19 protein-coding genes are annotated in these 20,007 nt (G+C 72.5%); 11 read left to right on the top strand and 8 right to left on the bottom strand.

Translation table 11 applies throughout. The features are described 5' to 3' along the window. The first annotated feature begins 51 nt into the window (after positions 1-51). Positions 52-1,275: a type ISP restriction/modification enzyme gene (locus LWJ43_RS26780; protein WP_277334752.1), complete on the top strand. Its 1,224-nt coding sequence runs from the start codon at positions 52-54 to the stop codon at positions 1,273-1,275. A 275-nt stretch (positions 1,276-1,550) separates the two neighbouring features. On the opposite strand, the gene LWJ43_RS26775 is transcribed toward LWJ43_RS26780, so the two are convergent. Further along, positions 1,551-1,814, bottom strand: a complete 264-nt coding sequence (locus tag LWJ43_RS26775) for a hypothetical protein (RefSeq protein WP_277334751.1) — start codon at positions 1,812-1,814, stop codon at positions 1,551-1,553. Between the two features lie 208 nt (positions 1,815-2,022). On the opposite strand from LWJ43_RS26775, the gene LWJ43_RS26770 reads away from it, so the two are divergent. Further along, on the top strand, positions 2,023-3,171 hold the full coding sequence (locus LWJ43_RS26770) for a serine/threonine-protein kinase (RefSeq protein ID WP_346771996.1): 1,149 nt from the start codon (positions 2,023-2,025) through the stop codon (positions 3,169-3,171). A gap of 27 nt (positions 3,172-3,198) precedes the next feature. On the opposite strand, the gene LWJ43_RS26765 is transcribed toward LWJ43_RS26770, so the two are convergent. Then, positions 3,199-4,008, bottom strand: a complete 810-nt coding sequence (locus LWJ43_RS26765; RefSeq protein ID WP_277334750.1) for an SGNH/GDSL hydrolase family protein — start codon at positions 4,006-4,008, stop codon at positions 3,199-3,201. Between the two features lie 837 nt (positions 4,009-4,845). On the opposite strand from LWJ43_RS26765, the gene LWJ43_RS26760 reads away from it, so the two are divergent. From LWJ43_RS26760 to LWJ43_RS26745, 4 genes are all read left to right on the top strand, one after another. Then, positions 4,846-5,670 carry a glycosyltransferase family 2 protein gene (locus LWJ43_RS26760; RefSeq protein WP_277334749.1) on the top strand — a complete coding sequence of 275 codons (825 nt, stop codon included), beginning with the start codon at positions 4,846-4,848 and terminating at the stop codon, positions 5,668-5,670. Next, positions 5,667-6,668, top strand: a complete 1,002-nt coding sequence (locus tag LWJ43_RS26755) for a glycosyltransferase family 2 protein (RefSeq protein WP_277334748.1) — start codon at positions 5,667-5,669, stop codon at positions 6,666-6,668. Before LWJ43_RS26760 ends, LWJ43_RS26755 begins: the two co-directional genes overlap by 4 nt. Before the next feature lie 38 nt (positions 6,669-6,706). Beyond that, on the top strand, positions 6,707-7,468 hold the full coding sequence (locus LWJ43_RS26750) for a polysaccharide deacetylase family protein (protein ID WP_277336003.1): 762 nt from the start codon (positions 6,707-6,709) through the stop codon (positions 7,466-7,468). 123 nt (positions 7,469-7,591) lie between these two features. Further along, the gene (locus LWJ43_RS26745; RefSeq protein ID WP_277334747.1) at positions 7,592-8,686 is read left to right on the top strand and encodes a DUF5925 domain-containing protein; all 1,095 of its coding nucleotides are present in this window, start codon (positions 7,592-7,594) and stop codon (positions 8,684-8,686) included. A gap of 19 nt (positions 8,687-8,705) precedes the next feature. On the opposite strand, the gene LWJ43_RS26740 is transcribed toward LWJ43_RS26745, so the two are convergent. Continuing rightward, on the bottom strand, positions 8,706-9,080 hold the full coding sequence (locus tag LWJ43_RS26740; protein WP_277334746.1) for a GntR family transcriptional regulator: 375 nt from the start codon (positions 9,078-9,080) through the stop codon (positions 8,706-8,708). A gap of 93 nt (positions 9,081-9,173) precedes the next feature. On the opposite strand from LWJ43_RS26740, the gene LWJ43_RS26735 reads away from it, so the two are divergent. Both LWJ43_RS26735 and LWJ43_RS26730 read left to right on the top strand, forming a co-directional pair. Next, positions 9,174-10,094, top strand: a complete 921-nt coding sequence (locus tag LWJ43_RS26735; RefSeq protein ID WP_277334745.1) for a GNAT family N-acetyltransferase — start codon at positions 9,174-9,176, stop codon at positions 10,092-10,094. Then, positions 10,075-10,575, top strand: a complete 501-nt coding sequence (locus LWJ43_RS26730) for a ribonuclease FAU-1 family protein (protein WP_277334744.1) — start codon at positions 10,075-10,077, stop codon at positions 10,573-10,575. The genes LWJ43_RS26735 and LWJ43_RS26730 overlap by 20 nt, the downstream gene beginning before the upstream one ends. A 31-nt stretch (positions 10,576-10,606) precedes the next feature. On the opposite strand, the gene LWJ43_RS26725 is transcribed toward LWJ43_RS26730, so the two are convergent. The 4 genes from LWJ43_RS26725 to LWJ43_RS26710 are packed head-to-tail and all read right to left on the bottom strand — an operon-like array spanning position 10,607 to position 15,121. After that, positions 10,607-12,085, bottom strand: coding sequence for a trifunctional class I SAM-dependent methyltransferase/NUDIX hydrolase/VOC family protein (locus LWJ43_RS26725; protein WP_277334743.1), 1,479 nt, complete (start codon positions 12,083-12,085; stop codon positions 10,607-10,609). A gap of 34 nt (positions 12,086-12,119) precedes the next feature. Continuing rightward, entirely contained in the window at positions 12,120-13,607 is a 1,488-nt protein-coding gene (locus LWJ43_RS26720; protein ID WP_277334742.1) for a tripartite tricarboxylate transporter permease, read from the bottom strand. A 3-nt stretch (positions 13,608-13,610) separates the two neighbouring features. After that, a complete protein-coding gene (locus tag LWJ43_RS26715; RefSeq protein ID WP_277334741.1) occupies positions 13,611-14,141 on the bottom strand; it encodes a tripartite tricarboxylate transporter TctB family protein in 531 nt (176 codons plus the stop codon). Continuing rightward, complete coding sequence (locus LWJ43_RS26710) at positions 14,138-15,121, bottom strand: Bug family tripartite tricarboxylate transporter substrate binding protein (RefSeq protein ID WP_277334740.1); 984 nt, start codon at positions 15,119-15,121, stop codon at positions 14,138-14,140. The genes LWJ43_RS26715 and LWJ43_RS26710 overlap by 4 nt, the downstream gene beginning before the upstream one ends. Before the next feature lie 132 nt (positions 15,122-15,253). Here LWJ43_RS26710 and LWJ43_RS26705 point away from each other — a divergent pair, with 132 nt between their 5' ends. From LWJ43_RS26705 to LWJ43_RS26695, 3 genes are all read left to right on the top strand, one after another. Then, complete coding sequence (locus LWJ43_RS26705; protein WP_277334739.1) at positions 15,254-15,952, top strand: response regulator; 699 nt, start codon at positions 15,254-15,256, stop codon at positions 15,950-15,952. A 124-nt stretch (positions 15,953-16,076) separates the two neighbouring features. Then, complete coding sequence (locus tag LWJ43_RS26700) at positions 16,077-17,651, top strand: alkaline phosphatase D family protein (protein ID WP_277334738.1); 1,575 nt, start codon at positions 16,077-16,079, stop codon at positions 17,649-17,651. A gap of 241 nt (positions 17,652-17,892) precedes the next feature. Then, positions 17,893-18,927, top strand: a complete 1,035-nt coding sequence (locus tag LWJ43_RS26695; RefSeq protein WP_277334737.1) for a lytic polysaccharide monooxygenase auxiliary activity family 9 protein — start codon at positions 17,893-17,895, stop codon at positions 18,925-18,927. Between the two features lie 48 nt (positions 18,928-18,975). On the opposite strand, the gene LWJ43_RS26690 is transcribed toward LWJ43_RS26695, so the two are convergent. Then, a complete protein-coding gene (locus tag LWJ43_RS26690; protein ID WP_277334736.1) occupies positions 18,976-19,869 on the bottom strand; it encodes an esterase/lipase family protein in 894 nt (297 codons plus the stop codon). Between the last annotated feature and the right edge of the window lie 138 nt (positions 19,870-20,007).

The raw sequence follows: 20,007 nt of genomic DNA, 5'->3' as shown, positions 1-20,007 counted from the left end.
GATCGTTACGATGCCTGAGGCGGCGGACGTGGCGACGGGGAGGACGACACGGTGGCAGCACGGGTGGCGGCCGGAGTCGGCGGGGACGATGCGCTCCCGCTGCTGGACGACCTCATGCCCTGGTCGGTGCGGCCCCTGAGAACGGGGCGGCCCTGGGTGACGGCCGCCGAGGCGGCCTCGCTCCGGGCCCGCTGGGACCTGCTGGCGGGGGCGGAGCGCGCGGATCAGGAACGCCTCTTCCGGCCCAGCCGCTCCCGTACGCCGCTGACCCCGGCCGCGGCGCTGCCGGGCAGGTCCACCGGGACCGGCGCGTTCGCCCGGCACCCGGGCCCGTATCCGGAACCCGTGCGGATCCTGCACGGCCCCTTCGACGAGCAGTGGCTGATTCCCGACCACCGACTGCTCGACGCGGCCCGGCCCGAGATGTGGCGGGTCGCCGACGGTCACCAGATCTTCGCCGTCGAGCACGGATACGTGCCCCAGGACGACGGCCCCTGCCTGTCCGCGACCGCGCTGCTGCCCGACGGGCACGCCCCCGCGGGGCGGCCGGGCCGGATACGGCCGCTCTACCGGCGGCCGGGTGGGCAGGAGCCCAATCTCGCGCCGGGCCTGCCCGCCCTGCTGTCCGACCGGTACGGGACCGCGGTCAGCGCCGAGTCCGTCCTGGCCTGGATCCTCGCCGCCGCCCGGCCCTCCGCCGCGGGCCTCCTCGTCCCGCTGCCCACCGGCGGCGATCTGTGGGCCCGGGGCGTGGAGCTCGGGCAGGAACTGCTGCGGCTTCAGCTGCGTGGGGCGCGCGGCGGGGAGCGCCCGCGGCTGCCCGGCGGCCGGCGCCCGTACGTGCGGGCCCCGATCCAGCCCCGGCCGGACGGCATCCGCTACGACGCGGAGGAGGAGGTGCTCGTCGTCGGCGAGGGGCGCGTCTCGCCCGTTCCCGCCGCGGCGTGGGACTTCCGCGTCGGCGGAGTGCGGATGCTGGAGCTCTGGTTCGAGCGCCGCACGGCGGCGGCGGAGGGGCTGGCCGCCGTGGGGCCGCGTGGCTGGCCGCGGGAGCGGACGTCGGAACTGCTGGAACTGATCACCGTCCTGGCGCTGCTGGCCGGACTCGGGCCCCGGCAGGAGGCACTGCGGGACACGCTGGGGAGGACGGGGACTCTCACCCGGGACGCGCTGCGCACGGCCGGGGTGCTTCCCGTGCCCGCGTCGGCCCGTCGGCCGGCGTCCGTGCTGGATCACCGTGAGGAGGGCCCTGAGGGGCAGTTCGCTCTGCTGTGAGACGGGAGGGCGTCGTGCGGGTGGTGCCGGGCGGGAGGTGGCCGCCTCTGTGCACATGTCGCGGGTGCCGTTGCTCGCGTTCGCGCTGCCGGGCGGGCGCCGGTGCCGATGAGTGCCGGTGCCGATGGGTGCCGTACCGGCGCTGGGGAGCACACCGACGCAACGCTGCCCCGCCCTGGGGATGACGGACGGACGGACAGCAGCACTGCGCCGGAGCGGAGTGATCGTGGACACGGCCCTGGACGCAGGGCCGGACCGGTCGGGACAGCCGTCGGTCAGTGGCGGCTGCCGAAGAGCGAGCGCCGCAGTCGCCGCAGGGGGGCGAAGAGCGAGACACGCGCGCTCCTGCTCCTGCGGGTGTGCGCGACGTCGCGCGAGGTGAGCTCGAGCATGAGCAGCGTCGCCTCGGCCGACTCACGCTGCGGAACGGCAGGGCCGCCCAGCACCGAGAGATGGCGGTCGAGGCGCCTACTGGTCGCACCGCTCCCACATGTGATGGCAGGCACACGCGGCCTGCTGCGCACCGTTATCTGTTCCATGTCACTCCCCACCCGTACGAGGGCACCCGGCCCGGGCAGGTTAACCCTATCGTCCCGCAGTGACACTCGTGTATCCCGGCCGCAGGATCGCACGCCCGTACACGGGGGTTGACGGCCCGTTACCGGATCCTGTCGGTTCCAGGGCCAGTTGGGTTAGCTTGGAGGTGATTCGTCCGCACCAGGCGACGCTGCTGATGGAGGGTCACCGATGAGCGAAGTCCCGGACACCGGGCGCGTGATCGCGGATCGTTACCGCCTTCTGGACCGGCTGGGCGAAGGCGGGGCGGGCACCGTGTGGCGCGCCCGTGACGAGGTTCTCGGTCGCGAGGTGGCCGTGAAGGAGGTGCGGATCCCCGCATCCCTGTCCGCCACCGAGGCCGGACGGCTGCGTTCCCTCCTGGAGGGGGAGGTCCGTACGGCCGCACGCGTCACCCACCGCAACGTCGTCACCGTCCATGACGTGGTCACCCAGGACTCACGGCCCTGGATCGTGACGGAGCTGGTCCGCGGACTCACCCTGTCCGACGTCCTGGACGCCGACGGCCCGCTGTCCCCGCGGCGGGCGGCCCGGATCGGCGCCGAGGTGCTCGCGGCACTGCGCGGCGGCCACGAGGCCGGCGCGCTGCACCGCGACGTGAAGCCGGGGAACGTACTGCTGGCCAACGACGGGCGGGTGATGCTGAAGGACTTCGGCATCGCCGCAGACCGGGGAACGCCGGTACTCACCGTGGCGGGTGAGCCGATCAGCTCACCGGAGTACGTCGCGCCAGAGCGTGCGCTGGGGCGCACGCCGGGACCCGAAGCCGATCTCTGGTCGCTCGGAGTGCTTCTGTACGCCGCGGCCGAAGGCCGGTCCCCCTTCGGCCGGGACACCCCTGCGGACACGTTGCGCGCGGTGGGCGACGGGGAGCCGCCGCCTCTCGAACGGGCCGGTGCGCTCGCACCCGTCATCGAGGGACTGCTGCGCAAGGATCCGGCGGATCGGCTCACCGCCTCGGAGGCGGAGCGCCGGCTGCGGATCCTGGCGGCGGGCGGCACCGGATCGCCGGCCGGACCGCCCTCCCCGACGCCTGTGGACGGCGCGGACGCGGCGGACGGCGGCGGGGTACCCCCGGCGGACACGCCGGAGTTCACCGGACCCACGAAGCGCACGGGCGTGTTGGTGGCCGTCGCGGCAGTGGTCGCGCTGCTCGTCGCCGGCGGTCTCGTGTGGGCACTGGCGAACGACGACGACCCTGACGGGAGGAGCGGTGGCACGACGGTGACGTCCTGGTCGGCGAGTTCGCCGGCGCCCGCCTTCCCCGCCGAGGAGGAGGGGGCCCCGCAGGACGGAGCCCCCTCGTCTGCGCACGGCTGAACCCGGGCGCCCGCTACACGGGTGCGGTCAGGCCTTCGAGCTGAGGACGGGCAGATAGCCACCCGACTGCCCGGCGGCGGTGGGGTGGTAGGACTCACCGATGTTGAGCCAGTTCACGCTGTGCAGCCAGGCGCTGCCCGAGCAGATCTCGTGCCCGGTGAAGGCGGAGGTGACGTCGCCGAAGGTGAAGCCGTGGTCGGCGGCACGCTTGGCCGTGGCGGCGTTGAGGTAGTCGGCGGCGCCGTTGATGGCGGTGCGTTCCGTCTCGCTCAGACCGGCGACGCAACCGCCGCTGAGCTTGTAGAAGCGGGGGTAGCCGAGGACGACGACACGGGCCGAGGGCGCCTTGGCGCTGATCGCCGAGTAGACGGAGTCCAGTTTGCCGGGGAGGGTCGAGTCCACGTAGGCGCGGGCGGTGGCGATCCGGCTCAGACAGGTGGCTTCGGACTGCAGGACACAGGTGGTCATGACGTCGGCGAAGCCCGCGTCGTTGCCGCCGATGGAGATCGACACGAGGTCGGTCGCGGAGTTGAGCGGACCGAGCTGACCGGCCGTGACATCACCGGTCCTGGCTCCTGAGCACGCCGTGAAGGCGAAGGAGGCGGGGTTGTTGGCCGCCTTCCAGAGAGCGGGGTACGCACGGGTGCTGCGCTTGCAGTCCCCGCTCGCGCTGTCGTAGCTGCCGGCGCCGACGCCCGACGAGTACGAGTCCCCCAGAGCGACGTAGTCGACGGCTGCGGCCGAATCCTGGGCCTGGGCGACGCTCGCACCGGTCAGAGCGAGAACGGTGCCGAGCAGAAGAGAGGACGAGAACGCCACGAGTCCGGACATTTTCATGGAACCTCCTTGGGCAGGATCTCTGCCTACTCCGTGGTAGCAGTACGGACGCCAATTCCGGAAGTGTCCATGCCAAGAAGGTTGAACGAGGTTCGCGTGACGGCCCCCTGACGGCACATCACCCCCGCGGCGGACATACGGCGCGCCAAGGACCGGACGGCCGGCACTCGCCATCGACCGCGGCGCGGCACCCGGTTCACCTCCGCGCGCTCCTTTCACCCTCTTTGCTCGCTTCGTGACCCCGGCCGCCACGCCGCACGCCTGGCCGCCGGAGCCCGAGCGAACGGACCGGCCCGCCGCCTCCGTCCGGAACGACCGGCGGCCCTCCCTTTCGACGGCACCCGTCCGCCGGTGCCGAGCGGCAGGTCAGCGCGGAATTCCGCCCCGATCACCTCCACGGCGGCGCCGGTCGATTCACCTCCGGCCCGATCTTCCCGACGGCCGGTACACCACAGAAAAAGGAAGCATCAATTCCGTTGCCACATGTGACAGTTCCGTCGAAGTCCGAAAAGGGTGAGACGTCATTGCATGTCTTGCCATACAGTTCCAATCGTCAATATCGTCATGGATCAACCCGCAACGGCCCATCACGCAGGCGGCTCCAGGGGAGGGCTCAGGCAGCCGCGGTGGACACCGGAGCGGGGCGCGGTAGGGGGGTGCCGTGCCCAGCGGCCGTACTCAGTCGAGTCGGCCGCCGTACGGCCAGTTGTGCCAGCTCATCCGGCCGGCCCGGAGCGCCGTGCCGTCATGGCCGGAATGAGAACCCCCCTTTCGAACCGGACCTTCATCCGGACTGCCCGGGGGCGGGCCGTCCACCGGACGAGAGGGAAATGACTCATGAGTTCAGTCCTGCCTTCCTCGATCAGACCTGTCACCGAAGAGACCGGATCCGCTCGAATACAGAGCGAATACCGACCGATCTCTTCGCATCTCGCGATAGCGCCGCCGGTAAGTGTCGTGATCCCCGCCATGAATGAGGCGGAGAATCTTCCCCATGTGTTCAGGACGCTGCCCGACTGGATTCATGAAGTCGTGCTCGTCGACGGCAATTCCACGGACGGCACCGTCCGTGTCGCCCGAGAACTCCGTCCCGACGTCGTGGTCGTCGAACAGACCGGCAAGGGCAAGGGAGACGCCCTGATCAGTGGCTTCGCGGCCTGCACCGGCGAGATCATCGTGATGGTCGACGCCGACGGCTCGGCGGACGGCGAGGAGATCGTCAGCTACGTCTCCGCCCTGGTCGGAGGCGCCGACTTCGCCAAGGGATCCCGCTTCGCCAACGGTGGCGGGACGGACGACATGACGCCCGTCCGCAGGCTCGGCAACCGGGCGCTGTGCGCGGTGGTCAACCGCAAGTTCGGGGCCCGCTACACGGACCTCTGCTACGGCTACAACGCCTTCTGGAGACACTGCCTGGACAGGATCGCCCTGGACTGCACCGGCTTCGAGATAGAGACCCTGATGAACATCCGGGTGGTCAAGGCCGGTCTCAGGGTCCAGGAGGTGCCGAGCCACGAGTACAACCGCATCCACGGCGTCAGCAACCTCAGTGCCGTGCGCGACGGTCTGCGGGTGCTGCGGGTGATCCTCACGGAGAAGCGGGTGCGTCGCCGCCGGACCGCGACCGCTCCCGCCGTCATCGGCCGGGGACAACTGCTGTGAGCTCACGCGCCTTCTCCGTCGTCGTCTGCGTCTACACCGAGGAACGCTGGGACGGCATCCTCGAAGCGGTCGCCTCGGTCCGGTCCCAGTCGCTGCCGGCGGAGGAGACCCTCCTGGTCGTGGACCACAACCCGGCGCTGCTGGGCCGGCTGGCCGACGAGTACCGGGGCTCCCCGGGGGTGCGGGTGCTCGCGAACACGGGTCCACGCGGGCTGTCGGCGGGCCGCAACACGGGCATCGCCGCCGCACGCGGCACGATCGTCGCCTTCCTCGACGACGACGCGGTGGCCGGGCGTGACTGGCTGCGTCACCTCGACCGGGGGTACGACGACCCGGAGGTGATGGCCGTCGGCGGCCGGACCCTCCCGTCGTGGGCCTCCGGGCGCCGACCGCTCTGGTTCCCCGAGGAGTTCGACTGGGTCGTCGGATGCACCTACCGGGGGCTGCCGCCCGGCACGGTCCGGGTGCGCAACGTCCTCGGCGGCAACGCCTCCTTCCGGCGTACGGCCTTCGACGCGGCGGGCGGATTCGCCACCGGCATCGGACGGGACGGGGACAAGCGGCCACTGGGCGGTGAGGAGACCGAGTTCTGCATCCGGCTCACCCGTGCGCTCCCCCGCGCCGTGCTGCTGATCGACGACCGCGCCGTGATCCGTCACAAGGTCCCCGAGGCACGGGAGCGTTTCGGGTACTTCCGTACCCGCACGTACGCGGAGGGGCTCTCCAAGGCGCTCGTCGCCCGGAGCGTCGGTGCCGCCCGGGGGCTGGAGTCCGAGCGCCGCTACACCACCCGGGTGCTCCCGGCCGGGGCGCTGCGGGGCGTGCGCGACTTCCTGCTCGGCCGTCCCGGCGGCGCGGGCCGTGCCGGCGCCGTCGTGACGGGGGTGCTGGCGGCGGCGGCCGGTTACGCGGTGGGGAGCGTACGGGTCCGGCGTGCCGGCGCGTCCTTCGCCGTGCCCGCGATCGAGCCGGCGGGCGTGCGGGAGGAGGTCCGGTGAGCGGGGAGGACCACGGGTGCGGGGCCGTGCCGATCCTGATGTACCACGCCGTCGGCCACCGCCCGGCCGACGCCGTGTACGGCCTCTCCGTGTCACCCGGCGCGTTCGGCACGCAGATGGAGATCCTGGCCCGGCGCGGCTTCACCCCTCTCACCACGGCCGCGCTGGCCGGGAGCTGGCGCACGGGGCGGCCGCTGCCGCCCCGGCCGGTGCTGATCACGTTCGACGACGGCTACGAGGGGGTGCACCGGCACGCGCTGCCGGTGCTCGCCGAGCACGGGTTCGCGGCCACCGTCTTCGTCACCACCGGCTGGCTGCGCGGGAGCCACGACGAGGGCGGCGCCCCGGACACCATGCTCGGCTGGGACCAGGTGCGCGAACTCGCCTCCACGGGCGTGGAGATAGGAGGACACAGCCACACCCACCCGCAGCTGGACCAGCTCGACGGGACGGCGCTGCGGGCCGAGACCGCGGGCTGCCGGGAGATCGTCGCCGCCGAACTGGGCGCTCCCCCGGTCTCCTTCGCCTACCCCTACGGCTACTCCACCCGCAGGGTGCGCCGGTCGGTGCGGGCGGCGGGCTTCGCCCAGTCCCTCGCCGTGGGCAACGCCCTGGCGCGGCGCCGCCAGGGACCGTACGCCCTGGAGCGGGTGACCGTACGCCGTCGCACGGGCGCGGCCGAGTTCGCACGGCTGGTGGAGGGCCGGGCGGTCGCCCGGACGTTCGCGGTGGACCGGGTGCTCACCAAGGGGTTCGCAGTCGTGCGCGGGGCGCGCAGGGTGCGGCGCGGGCCGGGCTGAGGGCGGTCCCCGGTCCGGCGCGGCGGCGCCGCCGGACCGGAGGCCGTGGCCCCGTCCCGCCACCCGGGGGCAGCTCCTGAAACCTGGGTGCGCGGGACGGCACCGTGGCGGATCATGGGCGCCATGTCTGCCAACCCCGAGTCCGCCCTGCCGATCCGGCTCAACGTGGACGACAGCGATTCGCCGTCCGATGTCGTGGACGCGCTGTTCCTGGGCCGCTTCGCGACGGGCGAGCAGCCTCACTCGCACAGTTCCTCCCTCGACCGGGTCAGGTCGGGGGCGACCCTGCTCCCCGCGTCGGCCGAGGTGCTGAGGTCGGCCCGCGACGACGACCGCAGCACGACGCTGGCCGAGGGTGACGGGTGGACGCTGCTGGTCTCCCGGTGGAACCGCGGCGCCGACGTGACGGTCACCGCGACCTCCCCCGAGCTGGCGCGGAAGATCCTCTCCGAGGCGACGGACGGTGCCCTGGACGAGCCGGAGCCGCAGCCCGAGAACGTGACCATGGGCTTCTGGTACGTCTCACCGCGCCGTGGCCCGCACCGCACCACCCGGCAGATCGCCGCCGGCACCTGGGAGGAGGTCCGGTCCAACTACACGGCTCCGGTGGCCGACGCGATGGACCGGCTGATGAGGGTGACCCCCGACGACATCGCCGGCCGGCTCCTCCTGCTGCACGGCCCGCCGGGCACCGGCAAGACCTCGGCGCTGCGCACCCTGGCCCGGTCCTGGCGGGACTGGTGCCAGGTCGACTGCGTGCTGGACCCGGAGCGGCTGTTCAACGACGTCGGCTATCTGATGGACATCGCCATCGGTGAGGACGACGGTTCGTCGAAGGGACGGTGGCGGCTGCTCCTGCTGGAGGACTGCGACGAGCTGATCCGCGGCGAGGCCAAGCACACGGCCGGTCAGGCTCTGTCCCGTCTGCTCAACCTGACCGACGGTCTGCTCGGCCAGGGCCGCAACGTCCTGGTGGGGGTGACGACCAACGAGGACCTGGAGCGGCTGCACCCGGCCGTCGTCAGGCCGGGCCGCTGCCTCGCCCGCATCGAGGTGGGCTCGCTGACCCGCTCCGAGTCGGTGTCCTGGCTGGGCACGGAGAAGGGCATCGGCCGTGAGGGCGCGACGCTCGCCGAGCTGTACGCCCTGCGGCGGGGCAACGGGCCCGCGTCCGTGCCGAAGCAGGACGCGGGGGCGGACGCCGGTCTGTATCTCTGAGACGGTGCCGGCCCGGCCCTCAGCGTGCGTAGGCGGCGCGTACCGCGTCCTGCACCTGCGCCAGCGCGTCGGCTTCCGACAGGCCGAGGCGGCGGGCCTGTTCGGCGTACTCCTGCGCCGCCGTCGCCGCGTGGCGGGCCGCCGCGTCACCCGCCGCGGCGACGAACGTCCCGTTGCGGCCCCGCGTCTCGATCACCCCGTCGGCCTCGAGGGCGCGGTAGGCCTTGGCCACCGTGTTGGCGGCGAGGCCGAGTTCCCCGGCGAGTCCGCGCACGGTCGGAAGGCGGTAGCCGACCGGCAGGGCGCCGGAGCGGGCCTGTTCGGACAGCTGGGCGCGCAGCTGCTCGTACGGGGCGGAGGCGGAATCCGGGTCAACGGCGATCTTCAGGGTCACGCGCCGATTCTCTCCCACCGAGGGGCCGGGTCACCGGCCGTGCCGCCGGAAATTCGGAGGCGGCCGGACCGTGGCCCGCGTTAGCGTCCGCGCATGACGGTACGCGTGCGTGACTTCCTGCCCGCCGACGCGGCGGCCTGGGTACGGGTGCGGCGTGCCGCCCTGCCCTTCATGGTGACGACTCCGGAACAGGTCCTCGGCGATTTGGCCGACGCCCGTCCGGACAGGCGTTACCGGCTGCTGGTCGCCGAGGAGGACGGCGAGGTGATCGGGACGGCGCAGGTCGGGATCTCCCACGAGAGCCCGAAGCCGGGCCAGGGCTTCTGCAATCCGTACGTCCATCCGGACAGGAGGGGCAGGGGCGCGGGATCGCTGCTCCTGCGGGCCGGTGAGGAGCATCTGGCCGGTGCCGGGGCGAGCGCCGTCTACACCTGGGTGCTCGACGAGCCGGCCGACCGCGCGTTCGCCGCGAAGCGCGGCTACGCGGCGCGCCGGCCCGCGCACTTCCTCCGCCTCGGCCTGACGGAGGGCTCGCTGCCACCGCTCCAGGACCTCCCCTCCGGGGTCGGACTGCTCACCGCGGCGGACTTCGAGGACGATCCCCGCCCCCTGTTCGAGGCCGACGCGGAGACGACCGCGGACGAGCCGAGCGACGTCCCGGTGGAGTTCTCCGACTACGAGGACTGGCTGGCGACGACCTGGCGGCGGCCCGGCTTCGACCACGCGCTCACCACGGTCGTGACGGTGGACGGACGGGTGGCGGCGTTCAGCGCCGCGCAGACCGACGGGCTGACCCGCTACTGGTCCGCCATGACCGGCACCGTGCGCGCCTTCCGGGGCAGAGGGCTGGCGAAGCTCGCCAAGAACGACTCCCTGCACCGGGCGCGGGCCGCCGGGTACAGGGACGCCTACACGGGCAACGACGCCGACAACGGACCGATGCTGGCGGTCAACCGCTGGTTCGGCTACGAGATCTGTGCCACGGAGGTACGCCATGTCCGCGAGATCGGCTGATCCCGGGTCCGCCCTGACGGTGGCGCTGGTCAAGGCGGGCCGTCTGAAGATCCGCTACCCGGCCGAGCCGGTCCGGGACGACGGGAACCGGATCACCGTCCGCGCCCCGTGGGCGGCCCCGGGGGTCCGGGACTTCGGATTCGTACGGTTCGAGCCCGGCGACGTCTTCACGGAGCACTACTGGCGCGACCGGTGGTACGCGGTGAAGGAGGTCCGTACCGGGGGCGGGCGGCTGAAGGGCTGGTACTGCGACATCACCCGGCCCGCCGTGCTCCGGGACGGCGAACTCCTGGTCGAGGACCTGGACCTGGACCTGTGGGTGCCGGCGGAGGGATCGTCCGTACTGCGGCTCGACGAGGACGAGTTCGAGGAGAGCGGCCTCGCCGGCCGCGACGCCCCGGCGGCGGAGGCGGCCGTCCGGGCCCTGGACGAGCTGGAGCACCTCGCCCGCACCGGGGAGCTGGCGGGACTGCTCATCTGAGGAGGGTGCCGGGGCACGGCGCTCCGGGGGCTCAGGGGGCGACCAGCTCCACCTCGTACCCGGCCGTGTTCTCCAGGTACGCCGCGTAGTGACCGCTGCCGCCGGCGTACGGGTGGCGGTCGGGGAAGAGGAGCCGCCAGCCGCGTCCGGGCGCGCCGGCCACCAGGGAGTCGAGCGTGCCCCGGTCCCGGACGTGGAACGCCAGGTGGTTGAGCCCGGGACGCAGCCGGTCGTGCGGGCCCCCGGTGCCGTCCGGTGACTGCTCGACGACGACGTAGCTGTCACCGCGCCGCCAGCTCCGGCCGTGCGACCAGCGCTGGTACGGGAGATGACCGAGGCGGCCGAGCAGCCATCCCCATTCCGCTTCGGCCTCGGCGAGGTCGGGCACCCACAGCTCCACGTGGTGCAGCCGGCCGGTGGGGGCCCCCGCCGTCGGCAGCGGGACGGCGCGGCTGATCCCCCGGGGTTCGTACGCGACCGTGTCGGTGTCCTCGTGCCAGTGGATCAGGAAGCGCTGCTCGGCGCGGTACCCCTCGAGTCCGGCACGGCAGTACGCCACCATGTCGTCGGGCAGGGTGTCCAGCGGGTACCACGCCAGCTCGGAGCACTTGTCCGGCTCCGCGTTGCGAGGCGGACGGGCGGGGTCGAAGTCCGCCTCGAAGAACCAGCCGGTCCTGGGGTCGCCGCCGGGCCCCCTGTGCTGCATCACCAGGGCCACCCGGAGCTCGTCCGGATCCAGTTCGACGCCGATCTCCTCGGCCGCCTCCCGGATCACGGCGGCCCGGACGTCCTCCCCGTCCTCGGCATGGCCGGAGGGGGCGTGGAGCAGCCCGTCGGCGTACCCGGTGCCGGACCGCCGGGCCAGCAGCACGTCGGGGCCCCTGCGCAGGACGAGGTGGACGTCGACGATCTCGCGGTGCCGGCGGGGCGGCTCGGCCCGGGCCACCAGGGCGTACCTCTCGTCGTCGACCTCCTTGCCCCAGAGCCGGGCGTCCCCGGAGAGCGGCTCGTGGTGGACGCGCTCCGTGTGCGCGCGGAGGAGGGCGGTGAGACGGGCCGCGGAGAGACCCGTGCCGTTCCACACGCCTTCGATCAGCAGCAGCCGGCCGCCCGGCCGCAGGAGCGAGAACCAGTGCCGCAGGGCTGCCGCGGGGTCCGGCAGCAGCCACACCGTGTGCCGGGCGAGGATCACGTCGAACCGCTGCTTGCCGACGGGTGGCTGGCCCGCGTCGCCGACGAGCACCTCCGTGCCGGTCCCCGCGAGTTTGGCCCGGGCGTGCTCCACCATGCGCGGTGAACGGTCGACGGCGGTGACGCGGTGCCCCTGGCCGGCGACGAGCAGGGACAGGCTGCCCGTGCCGCAGCCGAGGTCGAGGACCGCCGAGCGCGCCGAGGGCAGCCAGGTCTCCATCCGCGCCGCCCAGGCGCTGCGGACCACCGGGTCGTGGAGCCCGTGGTCGGGTTCCTCGTCGAAGGAGTCGGCGGCGGCGTCCCAGTCGATCGTGGTCATGCCCTCGATTCTCCCAGCCGCCGCCGACAGCCCGTCACGTCCGGTTCCGCGCCACCGCCTTCCTCACCAGCGGCCAGGCCAGGATCAGCAGGACGACGGCGTACACGGTCACCGAGAACGGAGTGTTCACCAGACCCGTCACGCTGCCGTCGCTGATCTGGAGGGCGCGCCGCAGCTGCTGTTCGGCGGACGGTCCCAGGATGACCGCGATGATCGCGGGGAGCACCGGCAGCCCGTACCGCCGCATCCCGAAGCCGATCAGTCCGATCACCAGCAGGATCACCAGGTCGACGGCCTCCCCGCCGACCGCGTAGGCGCCGACGGCGGCGAAGAACAGGATGCCCGCGTAGAGGTAGGGGCGCGGGATCCGCAGCAGCTTCGCCCAGAGCGGCGCCAGGGGCAGGTTCAGGGCGAGCAGCAGCACCATGCCGACGAACAGCGACGCGATCAGGCCCCAGACCAGTTCGGGTTCACGCTCGAACAGCAGCGGGCCGGGCTGGATGCCGTACTGCTGGAAGGCGGCCAGCATGACGGCGGCGACGGCCGTGGTGGGCAGGCCGAGCGTGAGCATGGACACGAGGGTTCCCGCGGCGGACGCGGAGGCCGCCGACTCCGGTCCCGCGACGCCCTCGATGGCGCCCTTGCCGAACTCGTCGCGGTGCTTGGACAGCCGCTTCTCGGTGACGTACGAGAGGAAGGTGGGGATCTCCGCGCCGCCGGCCGGGATCGCGCCGAACGGGAAGCCGATGAGGGGTCCGCGCAGCCACGACTTCCAGGTGCGCCGGACGTCTGCCCTGCCCAGCCAGGGGCGGCCGACGGGGATCGGCTTTCCCGTGGAGCGGCGCAGGTGCGCGGCGACCCAGAGGGCCTCCCCGATGGCGAAGAGTCCCACGGCGACGATCACCACGTCGACGCCGTCCGCCAGTTGGAGCGAGCCGAAGGTCAGCCGCTGCTGCCCCGTCATCTGGTCGAGGCCCACGAGCCCGATGGTGAGACCGATGAGGAGCGAGGCGAGACCGCGGATCCGGGAGGAACCGAGGACGGAGGTGACGGCGATGAAGGCCAGCACCATGATGGCGAAGTAGTCGGGTGCCCCGATGTCGACGGCGAGCGAGGCGACGGTGGGGGCGAGGACGACCAGCAGGATCGTGCCGATCATGCCTCCGGCGAAGTGGCCGATGGCGGCGGCGGCGAGCGCCTGCGCCCCGCGCCCGGCCTTCGCCATCGGGTTGCCCTCGATGGCGGCGACGACGGCGGCGCTCTCACCCGGGGTGTTCAGGAGGATCGAGGTGGTGGAGCCGCCGAACATGGCGCCGTAGTAGATCCCGGCGAACATGATGAACGCGCCGGTCGGTTCGAGTCCGTACGTCACCGGCAGCAGCAGTGCCACGGCCATGGCGGGTCCGATGCCGGGGAGCACTCCGATGGCCGTGCCGAGCAGGACCCCGAGCGCGGCCCAGAGGAGGTTGACCGGTGTGAGCGCCGTGCCGAAGCCGTCGATGAGGGAGTTGAGGGAATCCATCGGTCAGAGCACCCCCATCAGCGGGCCGCCCGGGAGGGGCACCCCCAGCAGGCTGTCGAAGACGAAGTAGGTCAGAAGGGAGAGTCCGGCCGCGATGAGCGGATCGCGGTCGAGGTGGCGGCTGCCCAGCGCGTAGGCCGAGCCCCAGAAGAGCAGGGCGCCGGAGACGGGGAAGCCGAGCGGTCCTATGAGGACGGCGAAGGCGAGGAAGACGCCGGTGAGCAGGGCGACGGTGCGCCGGTCGGCGGGTTCGCCGAGGTCGACGTCCTCGCCGCCCTCGGCCTCGCCGCGGCCGCCGCGCAGGACGTCGACGGCCAGGAGCACGGCGACGGCCAGGAGCCCGACACCGACGACCACCGGGACGGTCCGGGGGCCGACGGGCCCTCGCTGGGTGATGTCCACGCTCATCGTCAGGGCGTCGGTCAGGACGAGGACGCCCAGCACGAGCAGCAGGACGCAGACCCCGAGTTCGGAGTGCTCACGCAGCCAGGAGCGTGCGGTGACGGGCCGGGAGGGGGTGCTGTCGTCGGTCACAGTCCCAGCTCCTCGAGGACGGTGGCGACGCGGCGGTCCTGGGCGTCCAGGAAGTCGCCGAAGTCGTCACCGGTGAGGAAGGCGTCGTCCCAGCCGTTCTTCTTCATGGACTCCCGCCACTGCTTCGAGCCGTGCAGTTCGCTGACCAGCCCGACGAGCTTGTCGCGTTCGGCGTCGGAGAGCCCGGGCGGGGCGACGACGCCGCGCCAGTTGGTGAAGTCGGTGTCGAGACCGGCCTCGCGGAGGGTGGGCGCGTCGAGGCCCGGGACCCGCTTCGGCCCGGTGACGGCGAGCAGGCGCAGCTCACCGGCCTTGATCTGGTCGAGGTACTCGCCGACGCCGGAGACGCCGAAGCCGACCTTGTTGCCGAGGATGGAGGCGAGCAGTTCGCCGCCGCCGTCGAAGGGGATGTAGTTGACCTGCTTGGGGGCGATCCCGGCCGCCTTCGCCATGAGCATCGGTGCCAGGTGGTCGGGTCCGCCCGGCGACGAGCCTCCGCCGACCGGGATCTTGCCGGGGTCCTTCTTCCAGGCGGTGAGCAACTGGTCGATCGTCTCGTACGGGGAGTCCTTGGCGACGACGACGATGTCCTGCTCCTCGGTGAGCCGGGCGATCGGGGTGGTGTCGGCCAGCGTCCGGGGCGACTTGTTGGTGCGCACGGCGCCCACGACGCCGAGGCCCATGGACATGGCGAGCTTGCCGTTGCCGTGCTCGGCGACCAGCCGGGTCACACCGACCGTGCCGCCCGCGCCGGGCAGGTTGAACACCTCGATGCCGTGGGTGAGTCCGGCGTCCTCGGCGTTCTTCGCCGCGGTGCGCGCCGTGATGTCGTAACCGCCGCCGGGTGTGTTGGGGACCATGAAACGCAGTCCGGGGATCTGCGTGCCGGTGTCGGAGCCGCTGCCGGTGGAGAGCAGCGGTGGTCCGACGAGCACCAGCAGCGCTGCCCCGAACAGGGCGAGTGGAGTGCGCAGTCGCACCGGGTGCCGCCTTTCGAGCTCGGTGGGGACGGGTGTGAGGTGGCCCACATGTTGCCTGCGCGTTAACGAGCTGTCGCCGTTCCGGAATCAATGGACGTTGTGGTCCTTGTGGTCGCGCCCTAGCGTGTCGGCGTGACGAATGTGCTGGTGGTGGACGACGACTTCATGGTCGCGAAGCTGCACAGCCGGTATGTGTCCGCCCTGGACGGCTTCACGGTCGTCGGCGTGGCCCACACGGGCGCCGAGGCCCTGCGCGCGGCCCGCCGGCTGCGTCCCGACCTGGTCCTGCTCGACATCTTCCTTCCCGACATGGACGGGATCCAGGTGCTGCGGGAACTGCGGGCCGCGGAGGAACGCGAAGGGGACTCCCACAGCGCCGACGCTCTCTTCATCACGGCGGCGCGCGACGCCGGGGTGGTCAGGGCGGCCCTGCGGGCGGGGGCCCTGCACTACCTGATCAAGCCGTTCCACCGCACGGCCCTGCAGGAGCAGCTGCAGCACGTGGCCTCGCTGCGCAACCGTCTGGACGCCCTGGACGAGGCACGCCAGGACGCCCGTCAGGAGGACGTGGACCGCATCTTCGGCACCCGCCCTCCGGGCTCCCGCGAGCTCCCCAAGGGCCTGGCGGCCCGCACCGCGGATCTCGTGGAACGCGTCCTGCGGGACCACCCGGCGGGGCTTTCGGCCTCCGAATGCGCCGCGGCGGGCGCCCTGTCACGGGTCAGCGCGCGCCGCTACCTCGAGTACTTCGCGGAGACGGGGCGGGCCGAGGTGTCCCTGCGGTACGGCGGGACGGGGCGGCCCGAGCGCCGCTACCGCGCGGTGTCCTGAACCGCCCGTCCGGCCGCTGTCCTGTTCACGCGTCGCTCGGCCCCCGGCCATACGTTGCGCGTGGGCATGACATCAATGCCCGGCAGCGTGTTCCCGGTTGGCGCAGATCGACCGAGGAGGACCCGTGTTCGCGAATTCCGTGTCCCGCAGGCAGATGTTCGGGGTCGGCGGAGCGGCAGCCGCCGCGCTGATGCTCGGGACGGGGGCGTGGGAGGCGCAGTCCGCGTACGCCGCGCCCGCCCTGAAGGGCGACCCGTTCACCCTGGGTGTCGCCTCGGGCGACCCGACGTCGGACGGTGTCGTGCTCTGGACGCGTCTGGCTCCCGACCCCTTCGCCCAGGACGGCCTCGGCGGGATGCCCGCGAAGCCCGTCCGCGTCCACTACGAGGTGGCGCTCGACGAACGGTTCCGCCGGGTCGTGCGCCGCGACAGCGTCGTCGCCACCCCCGAACTGGCGCACTCCGTCCACCCGGAGGTGCGCGGGCTCGCCCCCGACCGCACGTACTGGTTCCGCTTCAGGGCGGGCTCCTCGATCTCCCCCGTAGGGCGTACGCGCACCACACCGGCCCCGTGGGACTCCCCCCGCGAGCTGAGGTTCGCCTTCGCCTCCTGCCAGGCCTGGCAGGACGGCTACTACACGGCCTACCACCACATGGCGCGGGAGGACCTGGACCTGGTCGTCCACCTCGGCGACTACCTGTACGAGTCCGGCGTGAAGACGAACAGGCGCGGCGTGACCACCGATCCGAGGTTCCACACGGAGACGGTCGACCTCGCGCGCTACCGTCTCCAGTACGGCCTCTACAAGTCCGAGGCCCCGCTGCGCGAGGCGCACGCCGCCTTCCCGTGGATCATGACGTTCGACGACCACGAGGTGGAGAACAACTGGGCGGACGAGACCTCCGAGAACGACGAGGACCCGAAGACGTTCCTGCTGCGCCGGGCCGCCGCCTTCCAGGCCCTGTACGAGCACGCGCCGCTGCGCCGCACCCAACTGCCGAACGGCCCGGACGTGCAGATGTACCGCAGGCTCCCCTACGGCCGGCTCGCCGACTTCACGATGCTCGACACCCGTCAGTACCGCGACGACCAGGCCTGCGGTGACGGCACCTCCGCCGACTGCCCCGAACGCTTCGACGAGGACCGCACCCTGCTCGGGGCCCGCCAGCGGGACTGGGTCCTCAAGGGCTTCAGCCGCTCGCAGGCGCGCTGGCAGATCCTCGGCAACCAGGCGCCGATGGGCCAGACCGACCAGGACCCGGGTCCGGGCACGAAGGTCTGGACCGACCCCTGGGACGGCTACGTCGCCGAGCGCAACCGGCTGCTCGCGCAGGCGGACACCCGTGGGGTGCGGAACCTGGTCGTCATCACGGGCGACCGCCACCAGAACTACGCCTGGGACCTCAAGCGCGACTACACGGACCCGGAATCGGCGACCGTCGGCTCGGAGTTCGTGGGCACGTCGGTCACGAGCGGCGGCGACGGCGCCGACATGACGGCCCAGGGGGAGACGTTCCTCGCGGCGAACCCGCACATGAAGTTCTTCAACAGCCAGCGGGGCTACGTACGCGTCACGGTGGACCGCGAGCGGTGGACGAGCGACTTCCGGGTCCTGCCCTTCGTGACGAAACCGGACGCCACGATCAGCACGCGCGCGAGCGTGGTCGTGGAGGACGGCACCCCTGGCGTCCAGGTCTGACGCCTCACCTGATGGCCGGCGGCTCCCAGCCCACGGGAGCCGGTGGCCGCTCGACACGCCCCCGAGTGCGAGCCCACCGGCACTACCTGAGCCCTCCCCTAACCATCCCTTAAGCGCGTCATAACGATCCCCACCTGCGCCTTCTCGCGCCCGGATCCGCTCCCTGCGGCGGCTAGCTTGCTGATCACCAGACCTGGTCGACCACAGCCAACAGCCGTGCCGCCGAAGGAGAACCACCACCATGGCCGTCATCACCACCACCCGCCGCGGGCTCGCCGGAGGCATCGTCGCGCTCGGCGTCGCACCGCTCGCGCTGACCGGGCTCTCCGCCGCCCCGGCCGCTGCCCACGGTTCGCTGAGCGATCCGGTCAGCCGGGTCTCGGCCTGCTTCGCGGAGGGTCCGGAGAACCCGCGGTCGGCGGCGTGCAAGGCTGCGGTGGCGGCGGGCGGCACCCAGGCGCTGTACGACTGGAACGGTGTGAACATCGCCGACGCGGCGGGCAAGCACCGGCAGCTCATCCCGGACGGCAAGCTGTGCAGCGCGGGCAACGACAAGTTCAAGGGGCTGGACCTGCCGCGCGCCGACTGGCCGTCCACCCCGATGCAGGCGGGCGGCCACACCTTCCGGTTCCGGGCGACCGCTCCGCACAGGGGCTCCTTCGAGCTGTACCTGACCAAGGCGGGCTACGACCCGGCGCAGCCCCTGAAGTGGTCGGACCTCCAGGAGAAGCCGTTCGCCACGGCCACCGACCCGACCCTGACGGACGGATCGTACGTCTTCGACGGCACGGTGCCGCAGGCGTCCGGGCGGCAGCTGATCTACACGGTCTGGCAGCGGTCGGACTCCCCCGAGGCCTTCTACGCCTGCTCCGACGTGGTGTTCGGCGGCGAGAACGCCGGAAGCGGGACCACCACCGAGGCCGCGCCGGCGCCGGCCGCCTCCGCCCCGTCCGAGGCGGACATCGACGAGGGCGCCGGCAAGTCGTCCGTCGAGCACGACGGCCACGGGGACGACGACGCGTCGACCGGGGCGGAGGTGACCGAGGCGGCCCCGGCCGCCGAGGCGTCCGCCGCTGCGGCGAACGCACCCGAGCCGGACAACGCGGCCGCGGCCCCCGCGGGCGGGGCACCCGCCGACGAGACCCTCGCCGAGACGGGTGGCAGGGGCAGCACCTCGTACCTCGCGATGGGCGGGGCCGCCGCGCTGGCCCTCGGCGCGAGCGCCCTGTTCGTCTCGGTCCGCCGGCGGTCCGCGGGCGGCGCGCACCGCGCGTGACCCCACGGCTGCCCGGCCCCTGTCCCCGGGGAGCCGGGCAGCGTGCTCTCAGCTCACGGCCGAGGCGCAGGTGGTCGGGGTGGCGCGCGCCGGGTCGAGGGCGTTCGCCACCTCGTGGAAGGCGATCCGGTCGACGGTCCCGATGGCGACGTGCTCGGACAGGTCGACCGGGCACAGGTCCTGGAGCAGGACGTTGCGCACGTTCGCCCCGCTCAGGTACTGCGTGCGGTACGGGGTGACGACCTCGTCGTACCGGGTCGCGATGACGGTGTAGCGGACCCCCGGCACGGTGTCCCCGCCCGCGTTGAGCTTGGTGATGAACGCGGATCCGGCTATCTGGTCGGCGAGGCCCGGTGTGTTCGTCGTGAGGAGGTCCTCGACGCCGGGGAAGTACGGCAGCAGCCGGGTGAGGCCGAGGAGCGTGGTGCCGTGGTTGTCGGGGGCGATCCCGACGAGGGCGTTCACCTTGTCGGCGCCGCCGAGGAACTTGAGGTAGTAGTGGGGCATCATGCCGCCCTGGGAGTGGCCGACGAGGTCGGCCTTCGGGGCGCCGGTGGCTCCGAGCACCTTGTCGACGAACACGTCGAGCTGTCCGGCCGACTTGTCGATCGGGCCGAGTCCGTTGAAGAGCGGTACGCCCGGGAGCTGGCCGTAGTCGAGCGAGAAGACGCAGTAGCCCCGGTTGACGAGGTACGGCGCGAGGACCAGCCAGTTGTCGATCGAGTTCCCGAAGGTCCCGTGGACGAGGACGACCGGGCGGGGGTGGGCCGCGGAGGGCTTGCAGGAGTAGTCGTTCCAGCCCCGGGACGGAGCGGCGGCCTGTGCGGGGACCGCGGTCGCGGTCGCCGTGGGGGCGGCGACGAGCGCGGTGAGGGTGAGGATCAGGGCGGCGAGCGTCCGGCGAGCGCGTGGGGTGCGCGGGGCACGGATCCAGGGCAGCATCGGGTGGTCTCCTTGCGGCTCAAGGGAGTGGCGATGTCGGTGCGCCCTGCGGTCCGGACCACAGTGAACTACGTTCTCTACGTGCTCATGCCAAATTACGCATGAGTAAGGTCGCCGCGGAAGTTACGCGTCGGTAAA

Source organism: Streptomyces sp. JH34, assembly GCF_029428875.1.
Classification (GTDB): domain Bacteria; phylum Actinomycetota; class Actinomycetes; order Streptomycetales; family Streptomycetaceae; genus Streptomyces.
Note: the sequence above shows the minus strand (reverse complement) of the source record. Positions and strands in the feature narration are given on the sequence as shown.